The sequence below is a fragment of the Treponema socranskii subsp. buccale genome, from assembly GCF_024181585.1.
Classification (GTDB): domain Bacteria; phylum Spirochaetota; class Spirochaetia; order Treponematales; family Treponemataceae; genus Treponema_D; species Treponema_D buccale.
This window is the reverse complement of record NZ_CP054258.1, coordinates 2,522,443-2,544,206: the sequence shown is the minus strand read 5'-3', so window position 1 is coordinate 2,544,206 and position 21,764 is coordinate 2,522,443. Positions and strand designations below refer to the sequence as shown.

Annotated in this window: 16 protein-coding genes; 11 read left to right on the top strand and 5 right to left on the bottom strand. The window is 46.8% G+C overall.

Translation table 11 applies throughout. From position 1 onward, the window contains the following. Positions 1-110 precede the first annotated feature (110 nt). The 4 genes from HRI97_RS11425 (at position 111) to HRI97_RS11410 (ending at position 11,943) form a co-directional block, all read left to right on the top strand. Entirely contained in the window at positions 111-8,819 is an 8,709-nt protein-coding gene (locus tag HRI97_RS11425) for a hypothetical protein (protein WP_253725559.1), read from the top strand. Between the two features lies 1 nt (position 8,820). Continuing rightward, positions 8,821-9,636: an SH3 domain-containing protein gene (locus tag HRI97_RS11420; protein ID WP_253725558.1), complete on the top strand. Its 816-nt coding sequence runs from the start codon at positions 8,821-8,823 to the stop codon at positions 9,634-9,636. Between the two features lie 221 nt (positions 9,637-9,857). Further along, a complete protein-coding gene (locus HRI97_RS11415; RefSeq protein WP_253725557.1) occupies positions 9,858-10,976 on the top strand; it encodes a hypothetical protein in 1,119 nt (372 codons plus the stop codon). Positions 10,977-11,553: 577 nt separating this feature from the next. Next, positions 11,554-11,943 carry an NADase-type glycan-binding domain-containing protein gene (locus HRI97_RS11410; RefSeq protein WP_436411278.1) on the top strand — a complete coding sequence of 130 codons (390 nt, stop codon included), beginning with the start codon at positions 11,554-11,556 and terminating at the stop codon, positions 11,941-11,943. Positions 11,944-12,059: 116 nt separating this feature from the next. Here HRI97_RS11410 and HRI97_RS11405 read toward each other — a convergent pair whose 3' ends face one another. From HRI97_RS11405 to HRI97_RS11385, 5 genes are all read right to left on the bottom strand, one after another. After that, the gene (locus tag HRI97_RS11405; protein ID WP_253725555.1) at positions 12,060-12,884 is read right to left on the bottom strand and encodes a 4Fe-4S binding protein; all 825 of its coding nucleotides are present in this window, start codon (positions 12,882-12,884) and stop codon (positions 12,060-12,062) included. Beyond that, positions 12,877-13,059 (bottom strand): CD1871A family CXXC motif-containing protein, encoded by a 183-nt coding sequence (locus tag HRI97_RS11400; RefSeq protein ID WP_021331527.1) that lies wholly within the window; start codon positions 13,057-13,059, stop codon positions 12,877-12,879. Before HRI97_RS11400 ends, HRI97_RS11405 begins: the two co-directional genes overlap by 8 nt. After that, the gene (locus tag HRI97_RS11395; RefSeq protein ID WP_253725554.1) at positions 13,049-13,546 is read right to left on the bottom strand and encodes a TlpA family protein disulfide reductase; all 498 of its coding nucleotides are present in this window, start codon (positions 13,544-13,546) and stop codon (positions 13,049-13,051) included. The genes HRI97_RS11400 and HRI97_RS11395 overlap by 11 nt, the downstream gene beginning before the upstream one ends. A 102-nt stretch (positions 13,547-13,648) precedes the next feature. Further along, on the bottom strand, positions 13,649-14,416 hold the full coding sequence (locus HRI97_RS11390; protein ID WP_253725553.1) for a tetratricopeptide repeat protein: 768 nt from the start codon (positions 14,414-14,416) through the stop codon (positions 13,649-13,651). Positions 14,417-14,434: 18 nt separating this feature from the next. Then, entirely contained in the window at positions 14,435-15,115 is a 681-nt protein-coding gene (locus HRI97_RS11385) for a tetratricopeptide repeat protein (RefSeq protein WP_253725552.1), read from the bottom strand. A 515-nt stretch (positions 15,116-15,630) separates the two neighbouring features. Between HRI97_RS11385 and HRI97_RS11380 the strand changes: the two genes are divergently transcribed. From HRI97_RS11380 to HRI97_RS11350, 7 genes are all read left to right on the top strand, one after another. Further along, positions 15,631-16,665 (top strand): TIGR02757 family protein, encoded by a 1,035-nt coding sequence (locus tag HRI97_RS11380; RefSeq protein ID WP_253725550.1) that lies wholly within the window; start codon positions 15,631-15,633, stop codon positions 16,663-16,665. Between the two features lie 58 nt (positions 16,666-16,723). Beyond that, a complete protein-coding gene (gene dnaX / locus HRI97_RS11375; protein ID WP_253725548.1) occupies positions 16,724-18,787 on the top strand; it encodes a DNA polymerase III subunit gamma/tau in 2,064 nt (687 codons plus the stop codon). Then, positions 18,788-19,099 carry a YbaB/EbfC family nucleoid-associated protein gene (locus tag HRI97_RS11370; protein ID WP_180484906.1) on the top strand — a complete coding sequence of 104 codons (312 nt, stop codon included), beginning with the start codon at positions 18,788-18,790 and terminating at the stop codon, positions 19,097-19,099. Beyond that, entirely contained in the window at positions 19,096-19,686 is a 591-nt protein-coding gene (recR, locus tag HRI97_RS11365; RefSeq protein ID WP_180484907.1) for a recombination mediator RecR, read from the top strand. Before HRI97_RS11370 ends, recR begins: the two co-directional genes overlap by 4 nt. A gap of 120 nt (positions 19,687-19,806) precedes the next feature. After that, positions 19,807-20,271 (top strand): Fur family transcriptional regulator, encoded by a 465-nt coding sequence (locus tag HRI97_RS11360; protein ID WP_253725547.1) that lies wholly within the window; start codon positions 19,807-19,809, stop codon positions 20,269-20,271. Further along, positions 20,259-20,582 (top strand): hypothetical protein, encoded by a 324-nt coding sequence (locus HRI97_RS11355; protein WP_253725545.1) that lies wholly within the window; start codon positions 20,259-20,261, stop codon positions 20,580-20,582. Before HRI97_RS11360 ends, HRI97_RS11355 begins: the two co-directional genes overlap by 13 nt. A gap of 88 nt (positions 20,583-20,670) precedes the next feature. Further along, positions 20,671-21,720 carry a metal ABC transporter substrate-binding protein gene (locus tag HRI97_RS11350; protein ID WP_253725543.1) on the top strand — a complete coding sequence of 350 codons (1,050 nt, stop codon included), beginning with the start codon at positions 20,671-20,673 and terminating at the stop codon, positions 21,718-21,720. Positions 21,721-21,764 lie beyond the last annotated feature (44 nt).

The following is a 21,764-nucleotide window of genomic DNA, read 5'->3' as shown; positions in this document are numbered from 1 at the left end:
CGATACACTATATTTGCAAACTCGATTATTGAACGCGTGCGCGTTTGCGCACGGCTAAAAACTTTTTCGGAAATTGATATTTCCTGCAAAAGTTTTTATAGGAGGTATGTATGAATGAAAAATTGACAAGGGCGACGGCTGCCCTGCTTATGTTCGTGTACTGCGCGAGTATTGTTCCCGCGCACGAAATCGCATCCGGTCTTGCGGCCGGAAAAGTCCGCATCGACTATTATTTGAATCGTGCGGAAAGAACTTACGACGAAAACGAATGGAAACGGCTTGCGGAAGAAGGGGTGCTTGCTTCTCTTGCGGCATGGGAACGTGCGACGCTCGCTCTAAAAGAACAGAATGCCGACGAATGGAATGCATTGCGTACGGAAGCGAAGCAGTATTATGAAAATACGGTTGCAAAGCGATATGCGGATATGATCCGCGCTCGTTATACGCGTTCACATGAAGCGAAAATATCTTCCGAGCTTACGCGCCGTCTTAAAGAAAAAATTAATAATTTCGATTCATCGGGATACACGCTTGCCGAAACGGCAAAGCTCTATGATGATTGGAATGAAGAAAGCCGAAAAATTATCGATGAATATCTTGACGGATACGGTACTGAAAATTTTTCGAAAGCGGTACGGCGCGAAGCGGAGATGCTTTCGATGATTGAAGGAAAGCGCTTTATCTCCCGTTTTATGAAAGACAAACATTCGCTTAAAGCGGAAAAAGCGAAAGAAGCGGCAGCTGCGATTGCGGAAGATTTGACGAAAAAAACGTACGGTGAAACCGAACGGGATATGAACGAACTGTTTGCCGCATTCGAAAAACGAATAACGGCGCCCGATGCGCAATCGGCCGATAAGGATGCCTTTCTTTCGCGATTTAAAGAAGTTTTCAATAAAGGGCTTGCAAAGTGGGAAGATGCCGAACGCGCATTTTTGAAAGACCGCCTTTCGTGGGAAAACGAAGCGCAGCAAACCTACGAAGAGGGTGAAAAAATTTGGGAAGCTGCGAAAAAGACGCTTTCTGACAAAAAGGCGGAATGGGAAAAAAGTATCGAAGAGCGCATACGGAAATTCGAACGGGAAATCGCGGGAAAAAATAAAGAGTATGAAAATGAAATAAACGCTCTGCTTGAAAATTATCGGGCGACGCTCGAAGAAAATGCGTCGAACCGATACGCCGCGATACGGATGCAGGAGTCGATTTATAAAAATATGCGCGATATGCTTGCTTCTTCACACGACGGTATTAAAAATTGGGGCGCGCTGTGGGGAACGAAGTATAACGGCGTTTATTCGTATTGGAAAACGGAAGATGCATCCGGTGTACTCTACAATATTATTAACGGAAATAATAATATAAAAATCGATGTCGAAACCGCGAAGCGCCTTCGCAAAGATGTCTATGATTGGCAGGATTTGTACATACGCCTGCTCGCACGGGAATACGATACCGTTACGGCGCAATATGTAACGAAAATCGAAAATCTGCAGCAACGGATTAACAGCCGTCTTGGAGACGGTATTTCTGATAAAATCGATTATACCAAAGCGAAAGAAGATAACAGAAAAATTATAGAAGAAGCATACGCCTATTCAAGAATATTTAAAACCGGATATTTGAACAATTCCGAAGTACAGGAGTTTTTCGAGTGTTACGATAAAATCGAAGCGCTCAAACAATACGGCAATAACAAAGAAACGTTTTGTGCACTTATGGCATCGGAAAATGTGAGGAATTTGGAAAAAGAACTCATCCTTTACAAAGATGTCGATGAATCGGCCGTCGACGAACAGACGAAGGCGTATATCGATGATATAAAAAAATGGCTTGCAATTCAAAAAGAAAAAGCGGCAGGCGGCAACGGTTCTCAGCAGTTCGGCGCGTATTTGGAAGAGATAAAAGACGCCGACAAAACCTTATCGAAAAATAATAATTTTATCGTACTTGCGGAAGAAATCGAGGCGGGTACGACGCTTTTGGAGCGGTACCGGATTGCGCTTTCCGATAAAATACGTCTCGACAAAACGATGGATAATCTTTTTTCCCTGACACAAGGAGAAGCGATCGGATACGGAGAAGCGGAATCGGCGCTGTTGAAATTGAAAGCGCTCGCTCGGGCGGCGGAAGAAGAATACGAAATTGCAAAAGCGGTCGATGATTATGCGTCGGTGACGGATGCGTCGCGCGAAGCGAAGGCCGAAACGGAGCGGCGTTTGCATAATGCGGAAAATGCATATAAAGCCGCATATAACGAGTATCGAATTCTGTGCGAAAATCTTTCCGACGACGATATACAACGTGCGCGGGAAAAGCTGCAGGCGGCATATAAAAATCTGGAAGATGCAAAAGAAGGCCTTTCCGAAGCGGAAAAAGAAAACGCTTCGCTTGTGTCGATGAAGTCTGCAGCGAGGCGCGATATGATCGAGCGGATGATTTTACTGTTCGCGGATACGTATTTGGAAAAAAATACCGCTGTACTTCAGGCGGCGCGCAATTATTATCTTGCGAAATTTTCGGAACTTGAAGAACGGGATTTATTAAAAATTGAAGGAGAAAATGCCGATGAAATGCGGCGGAATTATAAAGCTGCAAAAAGTGCGGTCGCGGATGCGATTCGGAAAAATGCCGCAGCTCCCGCCCGAGCGGAAAAAGAATCGTACGGTAAAGTTATCGATTACATAAAGGAGCTGAGTGTCCTTTCTTCGGGGCTTACCGACGGTGCGCGCCAAGCGCTTGCCGAATATACGGAGCTGTATTCGGACGCGGAAGCATACAGATATGCGGATCTTTCTGGTACCGACGGAAAGGCAGAAGCGGCGAAGCTTGCGGAGTATTGCGAAAAACTTGCGCAGTATGAAGACGTTTTCGATGTCGATACACTCGATGAAGCGAAGAAAGCGGAACTGCATACGCTCATCTTTGAAAGTAAGTTTTTGGAAAGCGTCGTACGGTATGCGAAAAAAACACGCGGTACGTGGAATGAAAAATTATTAAAAAACGGATATTTGCATTCGACGGTATTTTCTTCGGCTGAAGAAAAGGAAGCGATACGGAAAGTGCTTGTCGAAAGCGATGCTGCCGACTTGCAGATGAAAGCGGATACGGCCGATGCCGCGGCGGCTTTCTTTTTGCAAGCCGATTATACGGCGGGAGAGAAAACGTCGGCGGAATTGTACGGAACGCTTACGCGTGCCTTTGAACAAAAAGACGATTCGACGAAAAAACTCGAACTCTATGCTGAGCTTTTTTCGCTTTCGTATGCGGGTAATATGACGGCACGCATTACCGAAAGTTTTGAAAAAACGGCGGCCGCTCAGCGTGCGGTTGTCGCCGCAAATGAATCGTATGAAAAAGCGCTTTCGGAAGTGAAATACGCGGAAGCCGAATATGCGAAAAAGGTTGACGAGTGCAACGCGTCGTATGCGGCACTTGAAAAATTCCGGACGGCAAAGCGCTGTGCTCAAGCGGTATACGATTGGGCGGCGGGCATCTATCTTGAAAATATCGGAGTCAATACGCATGAAAGTTATATCACGCCGAAAGAGCGGCTTTCAAAAGCGGCATACGCAAAAGAGCGGGCGGCATTTTCGATTCGTGTGTTGGAAAATATAATTGCGGAAAAACGCGGAACGGACGATCTTCCTGCAGAGAACGATGAAATAGAAGCGTATAAAAAAGCCGACCGCGCGTATTATGAGCGCCTTGTCCTTCAGTATGAACTCCACAAAGATTCCCGGGAAAAAGAGAAAAAACTTTTCGATGCGGAAGCTGCCGAACTCGAAGCTCGTTCGGCCGTGAGCGTAGCGTCGGATTATACGAATGAAGAAAAACTCGTACATATTTCAAAAGACGGAAGCGGATGGAACTATGCGCTTTCTCATCGTATCGTTGCCGAAGAAAAAAGCGAAACGCATTTTGAAAAACGCCGGCAGCTCAAAAATTACGTATCCGATGACGAAGAGCCTAAAGAGAGCGATTATGAAGAAATTGAGGTTCCCGTTACCAGAAGATGGACGGAATACAATATCTGTCCGACTTCTTATGCGGACGTCGACAACGATGCCGAACAAAAAAAATATTTTACCGACGGCGACGAAGCGGCTGTAGACACCGTATCGAGAGGAAGAGTTAAGCGGACGGCTGCGGAGAGCGAAGCCGTACGATGGCTTTCATCGCTGTGGAGCAGGGGGCATCGGTACGGTGAAAGCGTGATTCTTGCCGCGATGTATCTGCAGTACCGCTGCGGCAATAAAATAACAATTTTACAAAGCTCTTCCGAACATCGTTTCGCCATACCGAATGTCGGATCTGAACACGGAATCGATGTATATGGAAAGTATAAGCAGTATCGCGAAGATGTTTTATGGGATGCATACGATTCGGTTATCAAAGCCGGAGGCGAAAGCGATATAGCGAAATGTATTTTATTCAGAAACAACGGCAATATCCTCGGTACGGGAATCGAAGAATATGAAGCGAATATTTTAAAAGAGCGCTCCCTCGAACGGCTCGGTGATGCCATGTATCGCATAGAACGCAATAACACTTATTTGAAATGGCTTTTATGGGGAATCTTTTCGTTCCGCAACGCGGTCGGAAAATATGCGTATTCGGTTGTAGGAAAATGCTATTCCTATCGAAATAGTGCGGCGGCGGCCAATATCAAAAAACGCGAAAATATCACCCAAGCGCTCAATATGCTGAAAGAAGCGGAAAATACGCGAAAAGCCGCTTCGGCCGATTATGCCGCGCTTTATAAAGGTACGCCTCAAAACGGAAAACAGGCTGCAAAAGCAATGCGGGATATGTTCGGTGAGAGCGGTACGGTTTCCCGCACGACTCTCGATGAAATGGTCGAGGCGGCGGATGAAAGCGAAAGCTATTCGAACGCCCTCGATTTTATCGATAAAACGGTAAACGCGTATAAAGCGAAAAAAGACGAAGCCGCACTTGTGCTCGCTGAAAAACGGACAGAGCTTTCGGATGCGCAAAAAAAAGCTTCGGCCGTCTATTACGCATACGGTGAAAAAAATAAAACGATAGACGAAGAAACCCGCGCCGAATTGCGGAAACTCGCTTTGGAATCGTCGGATATTCGCTTGAGTGTCGAAGCGCGTAAAAGAGCCGCTGAAAAATATGCGGTATCGGCTGCGGAAAAATTCTCCGTGACGGAAGAAGAAAAACGGCTGCTCGCAGAATATGCCGAAAAGGCATGGGGGAGGGGTACGTACGACAGCATCGGTTTTATTAAATCGCTCGGAAATTATTATAACGATTATCGTGAAAATAACCGGAATGATTTTTCACGTACGGCGGAGACTTACGATGAGTATATCGGAAACGAGCTGCTTCGTTTTGCCGAAGTCAAAATCGGAACGGAAAATGCATGGCGCTACGATGCGTATAAAATCGAATTGACGAAAAACGCGGATGCGGCGAAGACGGAATATAAAAATGCATTGGAACAGCTTAACGATATTGCCGTGCTGGCAAGCGACGAGTGGACAAAAGCGCAGGAAAGAATGAACGTGCAATACAACACGTGGCGGCACGAATTTGTGCAGGCGTATAAAGCCGCTCAAAGCGAGTGGGAATCGAATTACGATACGTTTCTGTCGCAAAAACAGGAATGGATAAACGGAATGTATTCCGATGCCGCAGCCGAAACGGATCTGCGTCAGGATGAGGGAGAACAAAAACGAGCGGAAAAACTTGCCGAAGCGCGGAAAGCCGTGCGGAAGACGCTTCCGAAAGCGTTTGTCGACGGTAAAAAATATATCGAAGCGCTGCTCGGAGAGACGCTTATCGGTAAGCTCGAAGCGCACAGCGGTGTTTTGGAAAACCGCATAGAATCGGTTGCATTTGCCGCCGCTCGCCACGGCCCGCTGTCGTCCGATATCGAAATCGCATATCGTGCGGCGGAAGTGCTTGCCGCAACAAATCGAGATTTGCAGCAGGCGGCTGTCCGCATCGCCGCGCAGCAAGCCGAACAAAATCTTATAAAAAGCCGCGATCGATATGCCGCTCTCGTTCACGAACAGAATCAAAAGATTGAAAATTATGTATTCGATACCGTACTCGATTCGGGATATACGGTGAGCGGTAAAATTATTAAACGGCGTGCGGTTATCGATTCGAATTTTTGGGGCGTTACGGAAGTCGTGCAGACGGTACATCCGTACGAGTGGTATGCAGGTGCGGCTCCGGACATCGGCATAGATACGAAAGCGCTTTTAAATGCCGATACCGCCGTTGCCGATTATCTTATGGCCGCGGCGCATGAAAATCTTTCCGCATGGTATGAGCGCGTTTTCGGTGAAGGCGGCGAATTTGAAAAGCATCGAGGAAAAGCGCCCGTATTTAAAAGCGGTGGCGATTTCAATATTAAAAAAGGCCGGGATGCAAATATTGAAACACAGGGTAGCGGCGAAATCGGCCTTGTCATGCTGGATATTTTATGGAATGATATTGAAGAGAATTATGGCTGGAACGAACTTGCGAAACCCGATTGGGATCAAAAGTTGTGGAGCGGGAATTCCTTTTTAGGTATGGATCCGCCGAGCGTACGGACGGTGACGACGGTTGCCGCAGCCGCCGCGGCGACGATTGTAAGTGCGGTGTGTACGTGGGGTACTGCCGCACCGGTAGTGGCCGCCTTGTGTTCGGCAGCGGTTGCAAGCGTGATAACGATGAGCAACGAGCTTTTGTTTGCCGCCCTCGATTTCGGCGGCGGTTATAAAACTGCGGACGAGATCGGCAAGAGCCTTGCGATGAGCGCGGTTACGAGCGTAATCGGTATGGCAGGAGGAGCCGGTGCCGCGGGAGCCGGAATTTTGGGCGGCTTCGCAGGCGCGGCTCTGAAAACCGGTATCAGCGTGTCGGGCGGACTCACGGGAAAATTCCTTTCCGGCGGGATCGCGACGAATTGGAATTGGAGCGAAATGGGCAAACAATGGGACGATTGGAATGATTGGAAAGGAATGGTGATAGATACGGCCGGAAGCGTGGTGACAAACAGCATGGAAACGGCGATGCTCGGAAATACGATGACAACGAACGGACGGATAAGCGGCTACACGAAAGCGGCGGGATTCAACAGCGCTCAGATCGGACAGATCAAAACGCTTGCGGGGACGGTAGGCAATCTCACAGCAAGCGCGATGGAACTCGGTATAAGCGGTGAAACGACGGTAAACATATTGAATACGAGCGACTTATTCAGGAAAACGAAATTTGCAGGAGCGTCGAGCGGATTGCTTGCATTGACGTTCGGAAAAGACGGCGTTCATACGGAAATAAGTACGGCAGGGCGCAATTACAGTATTACGGAAATTGCGAATACGATAGGCGGTACGAAAGCGGCGGGTATTGCTCTTCGGACAAATGCGTATGAGCGGAAAAACGGAGCGGGTACCGGAACGGCGCTTCGAAGTCAATACGGCTTCGGAGACGGAAGAGCGCGGCAGCAAGCGGATGATATCCTGTACGGCAGAGCCGAGCTGATAAAAGACGACGGTACCGTGACGGCCGGAGGCCGCGCAAAGACCGTATGTGACGGCAGACGAAAAATATATGTCAACGGGAATACTTTCGACGGGACGGTTGAAAGCGCCCTCGCGATGGGTATAGCGCTGCAGCACGAAGCGTATCGGGACGGGGTTACGGGATCGAGTGCGGCACAACAGGCGGAGACGATGCAGACCGTCTACAAGCACACGGAGATGGCGCTTCGGATGACGAGTGACGGCATGGCCGGCAAGATGATGAACGGAGTATTGTCGTATATGCCGGAACTGAAAAGCGATGTCGGAAACTACAATCGATATATGTTTGCAATGGCGCAAGCGGGAGAAGACGAGGCGAAACGGAGGGAAGCGTACGAGCGGTATGCGGCGTATGTGAACGGAGCGTATGATTCGAGCGGGGATTATTGGAAGCTGCTTGATGATGGAACGCTTGTATGGGACGGAAAGAGAGATCTTGTAAATGAACGTGGTGAAATTATAAGACTGGATAAAACTAAGTCTTATAGTAAGTCTTTATTAAATTGGTTAGGTAATGAAGCGGCTATTGCTTTTTTGACGAAACAAGGTATTGATACAACGGGTATGTCTCGGGATAAAATTGCTGAATCTTTGTTCACTAGTCTTGGTATACAGTGGGATAATAATGCTGTAAGCCCATTAACAGGAAAAGCGACTGGAGCCTGGGTTGATTTGAATAATAATACAGATTTATCTTCCTTTATGCGATTCAAATTATCTGAAAAATATGCATTTCATCTTGGTAAAATAAGCCAAGAAAGTCCCGATATCGCTTATTGGGTTGGATCCGATGAAAAGAAAGTTAATGCAATGAAAGCAACCGGTTGCTACTATATGGCAACATTGGGAGCTGTTCAGACTCAGGCAGATAAATTGCTATCAGCGGAAGATATAAATTATATAACAGCAATAGCTCTTGAAAATAATTGGTTACAAACAAATGATGTCAGTATTTGGCCGAATGGAGCGGAAGCCCGCGAATCTATCTCTAAATTAGCGTTTATGCGACTTGGAAAAATCGGGTATGGATTAAAATTTGTTAATCCGAGAAAGGTGGCAGGCAAGATAAATGTTGGCCAAACAATATGGGGTAATAATCATGCGACAGAATGGAATTTAAACCAATTATTATTTGATCCATATCAAGGCATACGTTATTCAAACGAGACGAAAGAATCTTTATATTATTCTGTAACAAAATCGATAAGACATGGTACGAAATCATGGTATGCTTGGAAAGATTCATTTGTAGATAAATACAACAGGAGATAATATGAAACGTTTTATTTTGTTATTTATAGTATTTGTAGTTTGTCGCACAATAAATGCAGGAGATACTATCCGCATCGACAGAAAGATCGACCCGTTTAATATTAATGAGCTGTCCCATTGTGCATGGGTTGGGAGTTTGACGGGTTCCAGAACAGAGCGGAAGTTAATGTTTGGAACTACAGCATTAACACGTTCACCGTATATTATCTTTGAAAAAGATGCGGATATATGGTATCTGTATTACGGCGATTCCGAAGGAGGGCCGGCTTTTGATAAGTTTGTCGGCAAAATCATTGATGTGAAACACGGTAATGCCGGATATACTTTACGATACCGACAAGTTCTGAATCTCGGAGATGCTAAAGGTACATCGTTATATGCGAATAATAAACATATATTTGAATATGCCGATTATGCAGCTGTTATATCATTTAAAATTATTGATCATAATACTATGATACTAACCGATGAAGCAAAATTAGGTTATTCCGTCATAGCAAAGGGTACGACTTTTTACAAAAATATATTCAACGTTAATAAATTTGAATCTCGAATTACGGAAAACGGTGTTAGGATTCGTTCTCAACCGTCACTGTTGGAATCCGTTCTTGCTGTCGGATCCAAAGATGAAAAGGTTCATTTATTATCGAAGTCGATCAGAACGCAGACAATACAACGATGGAATGACTATTGGTATGAAGTTGAAACGCATAAGGGAGTGATCGGTTGGGTATATGGAGCTTTTATCGACAGCAGTTTAAAAGACAGTGTTCCGACAAATGAGCAGGGGATGATGGTATCGGAAAGTGAAAAATGATTACCGCCGTCATTACGCGGCGCGATTAGCGCGACCGAGCGGCGTATCCGCTTGCCGCTCGGTTGCTTTCTTCGGATTTTGATCGGCGTATCCGCCGCATTCGTTTGCGGCGGGAAACCCGCGCGCGATTCAACATCCGCGCCGTCTATTTCAATGCGCCGTATCTGCACCGTGTGCGGCATTCCCCGCAGCGGATGCACTCGCGGTCGTTTACTTTGCACGTGTCCATTTTGCACGAAGCGACGCATGCGTTGCAGTGTACGCATAAAATCATATTCGACGGCAAAAAAGAATTAAGTATCGATTATGTAAATGAAAAAGGAGAAGTAATCAGTACGATGAAACCCGACGGCCAGGATATGAGCGATGTCGGTATGGCAGGTTCGTTGGTAAAAATATTGGGCATAGAACGTGCAGAGCAGCTGCTCGGAAGCAGTTATCGTAACACGGATTTATACAGTGCGCAGACATTGAAGGATGTCCTAAATCTGTCCGACGATCAAATAGCCCGTATACGGCGCAGCGGTTCGCTTGCCGGCATAAAACTGACGAATTCGCAAAAGCAAAGTCTCTTAGGAGAAGCGTTGATGAATAAAGCCGGTGCGTCGTGGGAAGCGGGTAAAGGCTGGCAAAATACGTCGAATATTGCGATGACGATTGTAAACGGTCAAGTTGCCGGTAATATTATGGCGGAAGTACGGAACGGAAAATATCTGTATTCCACCGTCAATGCGACAGTATATCGCAATCCCGATTCATGGAAATCCGTTTCAAGCGATGACGGACAATCATGGAAAGGGAATACCGAGTATTACGGACGTGATTATATCTTATATGAAAAACAGGGAATAAATTACGACGGGTACGATTCGCTGCTTTTGGGTAAATACCAAACCGTCGATAATTTGACAGGTAATGATGATAAACATAATCGAAATCAAGCGTATTATGATGAGGCGAGACAAACATGGATTCAAGGAAATACGGTGAATTCTTCTTTCAATATGGGGTATTATACCGATTGGAGAGGAACTTCGTGCTTTGAAAATAGGGTGCTCGTGTTAAACAATACGTCGACGATTGGCGGAACGATGATCGGAAACTTCGGCTGCGAATATAACCTTTATACCGATAGATGGCTTGCACATGATGATTCGCGTAATCTTGATAATATTTGGACAGCTTGGAAGCATCAATATTCCGACGGCTGTTTTGTAACTACACGCGAAAATCAAAGACGCCTTTTGGAAAAATTGCAAAGATGGGGATTGTCGGGAGGCTATCAAATAGCCGGTACCATAGTGGAACAAAAATACAGAAGATATAACGGGGTGAAATAACATGAAAAAAATGTTTTTGTCGGTAATGTTTATTTCGGTTTTTCTCTGTTTTGCTAATACAGAAAGTACACAGGTACAAATCGATGTATATAATCGCATCGATAAAGAATTCGATTTGGGTAAACGTTGTTTAAGGTATACGGAGATAGGAGCGGTTTCTAAAAGAGATAATATCGTTATTATTAAAACGTGGTCCGATAATTATTATATCAAAAAAATCGATTTGGATAATATCGATAAGGATATGTACGGCTATTGTTTTTTTGAATATAATAAACGGAAATATCTGGCAATCTACGGATCGAATATGTTTTTTTCATTCGATTATTTATCTCCGAATATATCGAATGCTTATGAGCCGGGCTTATCGATTAAAGAAGCACCCTTTGCCTTTATGCAGTATATAAAACCGAATGATTTCGAATCATTTGTAAAAGAGGTGGCTCGATATAAAAGGGATGCTTTGGAATCTTGGAATGCGATACCTAAGTTTTCGATAAAGAAAATTATGGCATCATCATGGTATAATGAGCCGACGAAATCAGGAATTGTTTCTTATAAACCCGATTACTTGAACATGATTTTTCATGAAGAAGCGTTTTTAACTAATTTCCTTCTCCGCAATCCGTGGGTACCGGGAAAGGAAAACAATCCGGCCGGTATCGGAGAATCGCTTACGATCGAATTTGCCGAACCGAAAGATAATATCGTCGTTTTGAACGGTTACGTCGATTTGGAAAAGCGTTACCTTTACAAAGCAAACAACCGCGTCAAAACCGCTGTCGTCACTTCGCTCGATGAAGGCAATCCGTTCGAATTTGAATATCGGTTTGAAGATTTTGTGCATTTTGCGGAGATCGATTTTCCGGCAAAAGTTTCCAAAGTGCGCTTTACAATTAAAGACGTATACAACGGCGAAAAATGGAATGACACGTGCATTACCGCCGTCATTACGCGGCGCGATTAGCGCGACCGAGCGGCATATCCGCTTGCCGCTCGGTTGCTTTCTTCGGATTTTGATCGGCGTATCCGCCGCATTCGTTTGCGGCGGGAAACCCGCGCGCGATTCAACATCCGCGCCGTCTATTTCAATGCGCCGTATCTGCACCGTGTGCGGCATTCCCCGCAGCGGATGCACTCGCGGTCGTTTACTTTGCACGTGTCCATTTTGCACGAAGCGACGCATGCGTTGCAGTGTACGCATTTCGATTCGTCTACGCGGATTCCGAAAATTGCGAATTTATTAAAAAAAGAATAGATCGCACCGAGCGGACAAAAAAATCTGCAAAAGGGGCGGAACATAAAAACCGACCACGTGATAAATACGGCGGCGACTGCAGCTTTCCATGTAAAAAGCATGCCGGCCGCGCTTCGAAGCTGTTCGTTCAGCAAAACGAGCGGTGCGCCGGCTCCGACCGTTCCCGCGGGGCACACGAGTTTGCAAAAGAAAGGCGCGCCGAGTCCGTCTTTAAAATAAAACGCGAGCGGCAGCGCAATGCACAAAACGAGCAAAAGCGCGTATTTGAAAAGCGAGAGCTTTCTCGTAAGCGCGAACGTTCGTTTTGTCTTTTTTATTTTTTTTGACGGGATTTTATACAACAGTTCCTGCACCAATCCTGCAGGGCAGATAAAGCCGCACACGACGCGCCCGAAAAGCGTTCCGACGAGCAAAAAAAAGCCGGTAATAAAAAACGGCAGCTGTCCGTTTGCAAGCGTGTTTTGCAGGGAGCCGAGCGGGCATGCTGCGATCGCGCCGGGGCACGAATAACAGTTTAAACCGGGTACGCATACGGTTTTTAACGGCGAATGCGAAATGCCGCCTGAAAACCAGCGTTTGACATCCGCGTTGTATATGAGCATGGAGATGAATTGAATCGCCTTTCTGCGTCTCGTCTGTTTTTTATCCAATGCCGATACACTCCATGCAGATAAAAACGGCTTTGCGGAAAATCGAATCGTTGTCGCCGCGGAAAACGCCGACGGTAATAAATACGACCGCCGCGGCTATCAGAGCGATGCGCAGCAGCGTATGTTTTTTTTCGGAGCGGCCGTCTTTTACGGAAAGCTTTTTTTCAGTTTGCATATTTTCCGACAAAACGCTGCAATTCCGCGGGGGACATCGCACCGACGCGGATTTTTTCGATTTTTCCGTCCGGCGAAATCAATATGCTCGTCGGAATGCCCTGAATAAAATACGAACCAGCGATGGAACCGTCTTTGTCGAGACCGCCGGGAAACGTATAATTATTCTTTTTCATAAAAGCACTCTGCGATTTTTCCGTGTCGGAAATGCACACTGCAAGGAATGCGATGCGCGAAGACGAGTCGAGTTTTGAAGCGAATGCGTTCATTTCAGGCAATTCGACGCGGCAGGGTCCGCACCACGTCGCCCAAAAATGAAGCAACACCGCTTTTCCTTTGTAGTCGGAGAGCTTTACCTGTTGTCCCGTCGAGAGCGTGAGCGAAAAATCGGGAGCCGTTTTGCCTTCTTTGACGCTTTGCGCAAAGATCGGAGATGCTGCGGCGATCACAATCGCCGATGCGATTAAAAAAGATTTTAAATGTTTCATGTATGAAAAGATAACAAATATGGAACGAAAAAGCAAGTTTAAAATATCGTTTGGACCGGGGATTTATATCATTTTCATTTTAATCGAAAAAACTCACCCATACTATTTACATTCTTTTATCTTTTGTTCACATAATTCTCTATACTCTTTTGTTTTATAAAACTCGTCATTCAATTTTTTGAAATCGACTGACGCTTCCTCATATAATCCGCACGCCAATTCGCTGCGTTCCTTATTATAATAAAAAAGATTATTTGTAATATACCGCTTGTTCTTTTTTGCGACGGACAACGCCGTATTATAATCATGTAATGCGTCACGATATTCTTTTAATTGAAAGTATGCATGTCCTCTAAGAATATATGCGTTTTCATGTTGCCCATACTTCAAATAATCGGTACAGGCACGGATTGCAGCAAGATAATTTTTTTGTTCGAATTCCGCATTTGCAAGCAGATAGTAACAGTACGATTTCAGTTTTCGATTAGCGGTTAAATGCAACGCTTTCTGTATATCACAAATCGCCTCGGAATATGCGCCTCCTTCATATAAAATCTCACCTCGATGAAAAAAGTATTCCGCATTTTTGGGATACAGATCGATCAGTTTCGAAATATCTTTTTCGGCTTCAACATAATTTTCGAGAAAAGAATAACACATACTTCGTTTTAATAAAGCCCATTTATTTCGCGAATTGACTACCAGTATCTCGTTCAGTATTTGAATAGCTTCATCATAGTTTTCATTTGTTATACGGACACTCGCTGCAAATTCCTTTTTTTGTATACTGATACAACTTTGCAAAATAAGCGACAAAGCAAAGATTCTTGCAACCATATGGCCGATTGTATTTTTTTTCATCACTTTCATTTCGCTCCGTCTAAGAAATTATTTATCCGACGCGCCGCTGTCTGTTGACGAAGAGGCTTCTGTAAGTTTCTGCTTGCAAAATTCCTTATATTCCTTCGTTTTATAAAAATCTTCATCCAGCTTTTCAAAATCATCCAAGGCTTCCTTGTACCGGCCGCACATTATTTCGGACATACCTTTATAATAATAAAAAAGGCTGTCTTTGATTTTTCGTTTATTTTTTTGTGCCGTTGCAAGCGCCGTATTGTAATCATCCAATGCGCGCCGATATTCTTTCAACTCGAAATATGCATCGCCGCGCAAGATATATATACCTTCGTGTTCCCGATATTTCAAATATTGTATGCAAGTTTGAATTACCGCCGGATAATTTTCCTGTTCGAATTCCGCATTTGCGAGGGTATTCCAGCAGTATAATTTCAGTTTTATGTTATCGGCGAAGTGCAATGCATTTTGTAAATCGGAAACCGCTTCAGAGTATCTCTCCATCTCATATAAAATTTGGCCCCGATAAAAAAGATATTCCGCATTTTTAGGATACAGATCGATCAGTTTCGAAATATCTTTTTCTGCTTCGCAATAATTTTTCGTAAAACGATAACAAAAAACACGTTGCAATAGCGCTTTTTCATTATTCGGTTCGGCCGTCAATATTCTGTCCAAAATTCGAATTGCTTTATCGTATTCTTTGTTCTTCATACGTAACTGTACCGAACTAAGCGATGCTTGTATTTCTCTTTGCCGTATACTGTTGCAACTCGATAATACACATATAATAATTAACGAAAATAAAATACTCTTTTGTTTTTTCATATTCGTTTCCTCATAAGATAAATTATTTACTTTACAAAAAAATCAGGGCATGCCGCTCGCAAAGCATGTATATCCGCAAAAACATACGTCGACTGCACGCGATATTTGCCGAGCGTCGTCTCAATAATCATACTGTCCGCTCTATGCGTTTGACAAGGGAGAGGCGCTTTATACCCGCTGCTATATCGTTCGCGTCTTCAGTATATCGTGTGCATACCGCGCTCTTCGGTTTTTCGTTTCGATTTTTTCAGGGGCGGCTTTTTTCGATTGCATCGAAAAAACCGGGCTTTTCGGAGTTCCGCCTTTCGGCTCCATTCCTTCGGAACGGCTCCGCCGCTCCTTCAATCCCTGCCGCTTTTACCGGCTTTTGTAAAAGCGGAAAAAAAATTATAATCGCACCGATGGCAAATGTAAAAATCGCTTCCGAAATACACAAGCTTGCCGCAGACTCGAAGCGAAGCTTCAAACGGAGGCGAAGTATTGAAGTTTCCGCTCGAATAAAAAAACTTTTGCGCGAGCTTGCGGACACATACGAAACCCGCGAGTTTTCCGCAGGCGATCCGAGCCGCATAGTGCGGCAGTACCGTTCCGCGCGCGATATTGAAGTCGCCGCGTTTATCACGGCAATGCTGTCGTTCGGAAAGCGTGAACAGTTTTTACAAAAAGCGGGGATGATTTTTGTACTTGCCGGAAAGCATCCCGCGCAGTGGATACGAAGAGGCGCATGGCAAAGCGATTTTCCGCACGGCACTCGGAAATTTTATCGATTTTTTTCATACGACGATATGCGTGATATTTTCGCCGCGCTGCAAAACATATTGGAAAAGCATTCATCGTTCGGTACTTATGTAAAAAAAGCGTACGAAGCGGAATGCGCCGTTCGGCGGGAAATCTTCCGAGTACACGGCGTCGGCATAAAAAGTGCAGATCGCACGGAAAGCGAACATAACGTATCCGCTGCCGGCATAAAACTTGCCTCTTGTAAACTTAACAAAAAAAGCGAAAGCGGCGAGCCGAGCGTTACCGGCATAAAAACTGCAAATCGTAAAGCCCGTCAAGCTGAATTCTTTTCCGCGTCTTCCGCGCTTTTACAGGTTATCGCCGATGCGTTTCCGCAGTGCCGCGCCGTTCCGCAAAAAAGCGCTTCGGCGAACAAGCGTACGAATATGTTTTTGCGCTGGATGGTGCGTACGAACTCCCCCGTCGATGCCGGACTGTGGACGTGGTTTTCACCTGCGGATCTGCTCATACCGCTCGATACGCACGTGCTTCGCCAAGCGAAAAAGTTCGGTCTCATTTCCGAGCGGAGTACGGCAACGGAAAAGACCGCGCGCGAACTGACCGATACGCTGAAACGGATTTGGCCGGACGATCCCTGCCGCGGCGATTTTGCGCTGTTCGGACTCGGCGTATCGGGGGGGAAATATTTCCGATAAGCTTTATTAAAACGTTTTTCCCGTTGCCGATTTCGGCGTTTTATATTACACTCATTTTATGGCTTACGAAGTTACGGCGACGCGTCGGCGGCCCAAGCAATTTGCCGATTTGGTCGGGCAGGAATTTGTTGCGGAAACTTTGAAAAACTCGATCTCGTCGCATCAGATCGCTCATGCGTATTTGTTTTCCGGTCCGCGCGGCTGCGGCAAAACGTCCACGGCGCGCATCCTCGCAAAAGCGCTCAACTGCGAAAACGGACCGACGCCTGCTCCGTGCGGCACTTGCGCACATTGTACGGAAATCACGAAAGGCGCGAGTCTCGACGTTATCGAAATAGACGGCGCGTCGAACACGAGCGTCAACGACGTGCGCCAAATCAAAGACGAAGTGATGTTTCCGCCGAATTCGTCGCGTTATAAAATCTATATCATCGACGAAGTGCACATGCTTTCGACGAGCGCGTTCAACGCGCTTTTAAAAACGATCGAAGAACCGCCGCCCTACGTCGTATTTATCTTTGCGACGACGGAGCTGCAAAAAGTTCCGGCTACGATCAAAAGCCGTTGTCAGCAATTCAATTTCCGTCTCGTTTCCGCCGAAAAGATAAAGGATTTGCTCGCCGATGCGGTACGTGAATTATCGATTCAAGCCGACGACGAAGCGCTTTATTGGATTGCACGAGAGGCGACCGGTTCGATCCGCGACGCGTATACGCTTTTCGATCAGGTTGCGGCGTTCAGCGACGGCGTCATCACGTACGACAAAATCCGCGACAAGCTCGGTCTCGTCGGCGTGGACAGACTCAACGAATTGTTTGAAAAGTGCGCGGCGGGCAAAGCCGACGACGCGATCGGCGTACTCGACGCGTATCTCGAATCGGGCGTTTCGATCGAACAGCTGATCGCAAACAGTACGAATTATATCCGAAGCCTTTTATTAATTAAAAACGGCATTACAAAGGAATCGCTGCTCGGCAGTTCGGCCGAACGCTACAGTTCCGCCGTCATCGAAGCGTGGAATACGGTGCAGGTTGAGCGCGCACTTTCGATTTTTTTGCAGCTCTACCGCGACATCCGTTATTCGCTTTCGCCGCGCTATGAACTCGAACTTGCATTTTCGCGTTTGTGCTGGCTTTCTGAGTACGTGTCGCCGGCCGAAGTCAAATCCGCGATCGATTCCGCCCGTTCATTGTTGACGGCGGGATCTCCCGTGCATTCGGTGCAAGCGGCGGGGCTTCCTCTGCAAAACGATGCGGCGACTGTACGGACTGCGCTTCAATCGATCGAAAGCAATGTCGCGCATACGCAAGCTGCCTCTCCCTTGGTACCTGACGGTATTGCCGGCGGAAACGGAGGAAGTTCGCAAAATACGGCTCAAAACGCTTTTGCGTCTTCGGCGCAAAGCCGTGCCGCTTCGGAACTGCCCAAGACTATGCCGCGGTTTTCAGCGTTGGCGGAACAGGCGCCGGAGAATGAAAGCCCTTTTTATAACGGCGGGGCCGTGCCGCCTGAACAAGCGGCGGAGAAAAGCGGCGGGCGTTCGGCGGCGCAAAGCGATGATCGATCGGAAGTACAGGCGTCGTCTCAAAGCGTCCCTTTATGGGAAGATGACGGTATTTCCGACGATTTTGATGACGGCGATTTCGACGATACCGACGATGCGAATGAAACTTCGGACGATGCGGATGCAAGGGACTCTTCCGGAGTAACGGTTTATATTCCGCCTCTGCATGTTGAGCGTACGGGCGGCGCGGCGGATGAAGCGCAATCCTATGTAACGGGCGGCGGCCGCACGATTAGTTTCGCGCAGCTTCGCGGGAGCGTTATCGCCGAGCTCGGCATATACGATGCGCCGACGGCGGCAGCGCTCATGACGACGACCCCGTGGCAAATTTCAGGCAATGTGATTTCGACGCAGGCCGCAACGGCGTATCAAAAGACGCAGCTTGAACGACAACGCGACGCGATTTTACGGACGCTTGAAAAAGTGTGCGAGCGGCGCATGGATTTTTCGGTGAGCTTAAAAGAAACCGAAGAAGCGGCGGGGCCGGCAGAAGTGCCGCCGCAGATAAAAATTCTGTGCAGTGTTTTTAAGGGAAGCATAGTAGGGGGAAAAATATAGATGAATCCGTTCGAATTATTGCAAAATACGGCAAAGCTCAAAGAAGAAGCGCAAAAGATGCAGGACGAACTCGCCGCTTTATCCGCCGACGGCTCGTCCGGCGGTAAAATGATTACCGTTACCGTGAACGGAAAAATGGAAATGACTGCGATTCACATCGATCCTGTCTGCGTCGACAAGCGCGATGTCGCGATGCTCGAAGATTTGATCGTCGCCGCTCACCACGATGCGATCGCCAATATACAGGAACAAATCAAAGCGAAATCCGGTTCGCTCTTGCAGGGGCTCAATATCCCCGGATTGAATATATGAACGCGCTCGAAGAACTCGTCGATTCGTTTGCGCATCTTCCGGGTATCGGGAAAAAGAGCGCGTCGCGCATCGTGCATTATTTATTAAAATCCGATCGCGCTTATGTGAATCGTTTTGCCGAACAGCTTTCCGTTCTTCAAGATAGAATCAAACAGTGTTCGGTCTGCGGTTCGTGGACGGAAGACGATCCCTGTCCTATCTGCTCGAATCCGCTCCGCGATAAAACCCTCATCTGCGTCGTCGAGCAGCCGCAGGATGTGCAGACGATCGAAAGCGCACACGAATACACCGGTCTGTATCACGTGCTCGGCGGCGTGATTTCTCCGATCGACGGCATCGGCCCCGATCAGCTGCGTATCGCCTCTCTCCTTTCCCGCGTAAAAGACGAACACATCGAAGAGATAATCATCGCGACGAACCCGACGGTCGAAGGCGATACGACTGCATTGTACGTGCAGCAGCTGCTTGCAAAAACCGGCGGCGTAAAAGTGACGCGCCTCGCATCGGGCATTCCCGTCGGCGGCGATTTGGAGTATACCGATAAACTGACTTTAATGCGGAGCTTCCGCGGAAGGATTGCGCTGTAATCGAGTGCACTTCGTCATGCGCGCATACCGCCGTGTGCGAAAACCTCCTCTCCCTCTCCTTGACAGCATCTTGCGGAATTCGGTAAAATGAGAATCGTTCTCATTTTGGGAATTGCGCGTATGAATACGAAAAGTCAATACAAAACAAAACAACACGAAGAATTGCTCGCATTTTTGGAATCGATGAAAGGCACGCACATTACGGTGCATGCGGTCTGTTCGTATTTTAAATCGCACGGCAAAGCGATCGGTACGGCGACGGTATACCGCCGGCTCGAACACATGGTCGAAGAGGGCATCGTCAACAAATACATCATCGACGCCAACAGCCCCGCCTGTTTCGAATACACCGGCGGTAAAAAACGGTACGGCGCGGAACCGTTTTTTCACTGCAAATGCAAAGACTGCGGCAAGCTGATCCACGTGCGCTGTTCGAAATTTTCGGCGATGCAAAGCCATCTGCTGGCATCTCACGGATTTAAAATCGATTCGTATCGGACGGTGCTTTACGGAACCTGCGGCGAATGTTCGGGGCGGAATCCCGCACGGTGTTCGGCGGAAAAACGAAACGTATGCAGAGATTGAGTTACGTTTATGCGCGAAAAGCGGCGCGAAACGATCGGGCGGTATTCGCCTATGCCGTATTATTTTTGATAACGATCGTTTCCGTCGGGTACATAGTTCACGAAAGCGTTCACGTTTGCAGCGGAGAGGATTGTCCCGTGTGCGCGTGTATCCGTTCGGTAAAAAACAATTTATTGCAGCTGAAAATCTATTTGGCCGAAACCGCGTATGTCGATGCTCCCTCGTATGAGCGGGTGGAAGCGGTAATATATTTTTGTGTCTCGGCATTTTGTTTGACGCTCGTCTCGCAAAAGATTAAATTGAATAATTGACGAAAGCTTTCGATTGATTGCCGCCCTCGCTTGTCGATTGTGCGGTTTCGTAAAAAGAAAACAATTTGAAAGAGGTTATAAAATTATTATGAAAAAAAATATTGTTAAGATTGCAGCTGCATTATTTTTTGCAGCGCTTGTTGCAGGTGTCGCGATCGCGGCGCCCGCTAAAAAAAATGCTTCATCAGGTACGGTAAAAATCGTTACCGATATTTTCCCCGTGTACGATTGGGTTCGCGAAATAACGAAAAACAGCGCGGCGAAAATCGATCTCACACTGCTGCTCGATAACGGTGTCGATCTGCACAGCTATCAGCCGGCGGTTGCCGATGTCGCAAAGATTGCCGAATGCGATCTCTTCGTCTATGTCGGCGGCGAATCCGAAGGGTGGATGGACGACGCGTGCAAAGAGATCAAAAATAAAAACAGCGTCGTGCTGAAACTCCTCGATTCGCTCGGAGATGCGGCGAAGGAAGAAGAAGTCGTCGAAGGCATGGAAGCCGATCACGATCACGAAAGCGCGGATGAGCATGATCACGAGCATGAACACGAAAGCGCCGGCGAACATCATCACGAACACGGTGAAGATGAAGAGGGGCCGGAATACGACGAGCACATTTGGCTGTCCGTGAAAAATGCAAAAATTTTGTGCAATACGATTGCCGAAAAAATTGCAGCGGTCGATCCGAAAAATGCGAAAACCTATCGTGCAAACGCGGCTTCTTATGGCGCAAAACTTTCGTCGCTCGATGCGCAGTATCAAAAAATCGTCGATGCGGCGTCGAAAAAAACGGTTCTCTTCGGCGACCGCTTTCCGTTCCGCTATCTCGTAGACGATTACGGTCTTTCGTATTATGCGGCCTTTGTCGGCTGTTCCGCGGAAACGGAAGCGAGTTTTAAAACGATTTTATTTCTTGCAAAAAAAGTCGATGAGCTGGGCATTCCCGCCGTGCTGACGATCGAAAAGTCGGACGGAAAAATTGCCAAGACGATTATTAAAAATACGAAAGCGAAAAATCAAAAGATTTTAACGCTCGATTCGATGCAGTCGACGACGTCGAACGACATAAAAAAAGGCATCACCTATCTGTCGATTATGACGAAAAACGCCGACGTGTTGAAATCGGCGCTGCAGTAAAGCGCTTCAGGCGGAATGCCCTGCGGGTGCGTTCCGTCTGCGGG

Excerpts from the sequence above, each read along its gene's own strand:
- recR (WP_180484907.1), top strand. The coding sequence starts at position 19,096 with ATGAACGCGCTCGAAGAACTCGTCGATTCGTTTGCGCATCTTCCGGGT.
- HRI97_RS11370 (WP_180484906.1), top strand. The coding sequence starts at position 18,788 with ATGAATCCGTTCGAATTATTGCAAAATACGGCAAAGCTCAAAGAAGAA.
- HRI97_RS11360 (WP_253725547.1), top strand. The coding sequence starts at position 19,807 with ATGAATACGAAAAGTCAATACAAAACAAAACAACACGAAGAATTGCTC.
- HRI97_RS11420 (WP_253725558.1), top strand. The coding sequence starts at position 8,821 with ATGAAACGTTTTATTTTGTTATTTATAGTATTTGTAGTTTGTCGCACA.
- HRI97_RS11385 (WP_253725552.1), bottom strand. The coding sequence starts at position 15,115 with ATGAAGAACAAAGAATACGATAAAGCAATTCGAATTTTGGACAGAATA.
- HRI97_RS11395 (WP_253725554.1), bottom strand. The coding sequence starts at position 13,546 with ATGAAACATTTAAAATCTTTTTTAATCGCATCGGCGATTGTGATCGCC.
- HRI97_RS11350 (WP_253725543.1), top strand. The coding sequence starts at position 20,671 with ATGAAAAAAAATATTGTTAAGATTGCAGCTGCATTATTTTTTGCAGCG.
- dnaX (WP_253725548.1), top strand. The coding sequence starts at position 16,724 with ATGGCTTACGAAGTTACGGCGACGCGTCGGCGGCCCAAGCAATTTGCC.
- HRI97_RS11425 (WP_253725559.1), top strand. The coding sequence starts at position 111 with ATGAATGAAAAATTGACAAGGGCGACGGCTGCCCTGCTTATGTTCGTG.
- HRI97_RS11380 (WP_253725550.1), top strand. The coding sequence starts at position 15,631 with ATGGCAAATGTAAAAATCGCTTCCGAAATACACAAGCTTGCCGCAGAC.
- HRI97_RS11410 (WP_436411278.1), top strand. The coding sequence starts at position 11,554 with ATGATTTTTCATGAAGAAGCGTTTTTAACTAATTTCCTTCTCCGCAAT.
- HRI97_RS11400 (WP_021331527.1), bottom strand. The coding sequence starts at position 13,059 with ATGCAAACTGAAAAAAAGCTTTCCGTAAAAGACGGCCGCTCCGAAAAA.
- HRI97_RS11355 (WP_253725545.1), top strand. The coding sequence starts at position 20,259 with ATGCAGAGATTGAGTTACGTTTATGCGCGAAAAGCGGCGCGAAACGAT.
- HRI97_RS11390 (WP_253725553.1), bottom strand. The coding sequence starts at position 14,416 with ATGAAAGTGATGAAAAAAAATACAATCGGCCATATGGTTGCAAGAATC.